1 protein-coding gene is annotated in these 2,135 nt (G+C 70.9%); it reads left to right on the top strand.

The window, feature by feature from the left end; translation table 11 throughout:
- The first annotated feature begins 415 nt into the window (after nucleotides 1-415).
- Nucleotides 416-1,951: a tetratricopeptide repeat protein gene (locus LzC2_RS21230; RefSeq protein ID WP_171190019.1), complete on the top strand. Its 1,536-nt coding sequence runs from the start codon at nucleotides 416-418 to the stop codon at nucleotides 1,949-1,951.
- The last annotated feature ends 184 nt before the right edge of the window (nucleotides 1,952-2,135 follow it).

Here is a 2,135-nt window from a genome sequence, read left to right as displayed (position 1 = left end):
CGGCAGCTCGGTCGATCGGGCGCCGCCGAGCAGTTGCCCGCGGCTCTGGAGCGCCCGATCGACCGAGCTGCCGAGTTGCGGGGCGGCGGAGGCGTCGGCGGCGACGGCAGACAGCACGGCGGCGGCGAGGAGTCCGTGGAGGGAGCGGGAACGCATGGCGTCCTTCGGTGTTCAGAACGAAACGGAGGGGCCGCGAGCCGGCGCCCGGGGCGATGCAGAAGCCGACCCGGATAACACCCGCCTCCTCCGTCGGTCCAGAGCAGGTCCAGCACGGGTCCGGAACTGCGGTCGCCGGCGGGATCGCCTCTTGACCGCTGCGGCGTTCGCATCTAGTTCCGGGCCGGGATCGACGTTCCGGGATGATCGCGTCCCCCGTTTCTCCGTCGATGTTTCTCAATCGATTAAGGCAAGACGAATGCGTGCGGCGAGGTCGACGCCCCTGCCGCTCGTCCTGCCGCTCGCGCTGGCGGCGCTGGCGTGGGGCACGGCGGAGAGCATCGCCGCCCCGCCCCCGCCGGCGATGTTGACGTATCTGGAGAAGAAGGCGACGGCTTCGCCGGAGGACGCGAACGCCCAGCGGTTGTACGGCCGCGCGTTGGTGGACGCGGAGCGGGCGGACGAGGCGCTGGAACCGCTGCGGGCCGCGGTGGAGTTGGAGCCGCTCGGCGGGGCGGCGCGGTTCGATCTCGGTCGGGCCCTGCACGCCGCCGGGGATCTCGTCGGCGCCGCGGAGCAGTGGCGGGAGGCGGTGCGCATTGCCCCGGACAGCGAATACGCCGCCGATGCTCAGGCCCGCCTCGCGGAGCTTCCCCCCGAGTTCACCCAGCCGCGGCCCGATCCGTGGAACGACCCGCCCGACGCCGCGCACGGCGCCGCGAGTCCCGGCGTCGGAAACGCTCTCGCCGAGGACTTCTTCGGCGACGGCCCCGGCAACGGGCTCGGCGACGGCTTCGGCAGCGACGCGGACGAGTCCGACGTGGCGCTCGCCGGATACGAGATTCGTCAGTTCCCCGGTCCCCCCGCCCCGGCGCCGTTCGCCGACGAACCGATCGCGGAGAGCTTCTTCCCCAGCCTGCTGCCGGACGACCTGCCGCTGTATCTCCGGCTTGAAACCGGGCTGCTGTACGACAGCAACGTCGCGCTGGCGCCGACCTCCCGGCAGCTCGCCCCCGGCGACCGGGAGAGCGCCCAGTTCTTCGTCGCCCCGGAAATGGAATGGGCCGCGCTGAAGGGCGACGGCTGGGCGGCGGGTCCGCTGTTCTATAGCCGGTTCACGCTGAACGAGGAGCCGTTCGAGGCGTTGAACCTCAGCAGCTATACGCCGGGCCTGTACTACGAACAGGCCGTCCCGTGGGAGGGCGGCGTGTTGGTGCCGCGGTTGGAATACCGCTTCACGCTCGATCAGTTCGACGGGGAGACGTTCTCCGAGCGGCACGGTCTGACCGGTCGGCTGACGCATCTGGGCGCCGACGGCGTCGCGACGGTCGGCTATCTCTCCATCGATCACGCCGACTTCCGGGACGACGGCATCCTGCCCGAGGTGACCAGCGCCGACGGCGTGACCTACGCCACCGGCTTGGCCCGCGAGTGGGCGCCGGGGCTACGGCATCTCTCCAGCGTGCGGGTCGGCGTGGACCTCGACCGCCTGGATGCGACCGGCAGCGACTACGCCTACCTCGGCGCCGGCCTATCCGGCCAGGCGGTGATCCCGATCGTGGAGTCGTTGAATCTGACGCTCGACGCCGGCGTGGGCTTCCGACATTACGATCAGTTCGAGTTCGAACCCAGCCGCGACGAGGTCATCTACCGCGCCGGCGGCGAGCTGCGCAAGTGGTTCACCCCCCGCCTCAGCGTCGCCGCGGTCGCGAACTACCAAGCGTTCGATTCCGAGAACCCGCTCTTTCAATCCGACCGCTTCGTCACCGGCGTGGTGACGGAATGGGTGTATTGAGGGCGGGGGAGATTGGTGAGCGCCCCCCGCTCTGCTCCCCTCTCCCCTGAGGGAGAGGGGCCGGGGGTGAGGGTGGGCGAACCCTCGCACGCGGCCGTTCGCGGGGCGTTCGGCGAAGTTTGGTGAAGAGAGCGGCGGCGGCGTGAAGGGCGATCGGTCGGTTTCAGCCCCCTCACCCCCAGCC

It is taken from the genome of Alienimonas chondri, assembly GCF_013036045.1.
In the GTDB taxonomy this organism is placed as follows: Bacteria; Planctomycetota; Planctomycetia; order Planctomycetales; family Planctomycetaceae; genus Alienimonas; species Alienimonas chondri.
This window is presented reverse-complemented; position numbering and strand designations above follow the sequence as displayed.

Bases quoted from the DNA above. Each gene is read 5' to 3' on its own strand.
- LzC2_RS21230 (WP_171190019.1), top strand. From the start codon at position 416: ATGCGTGCGGCGAGGTCGACGCCCCTGCCGCTCGTCCTGCCGCTCGCG.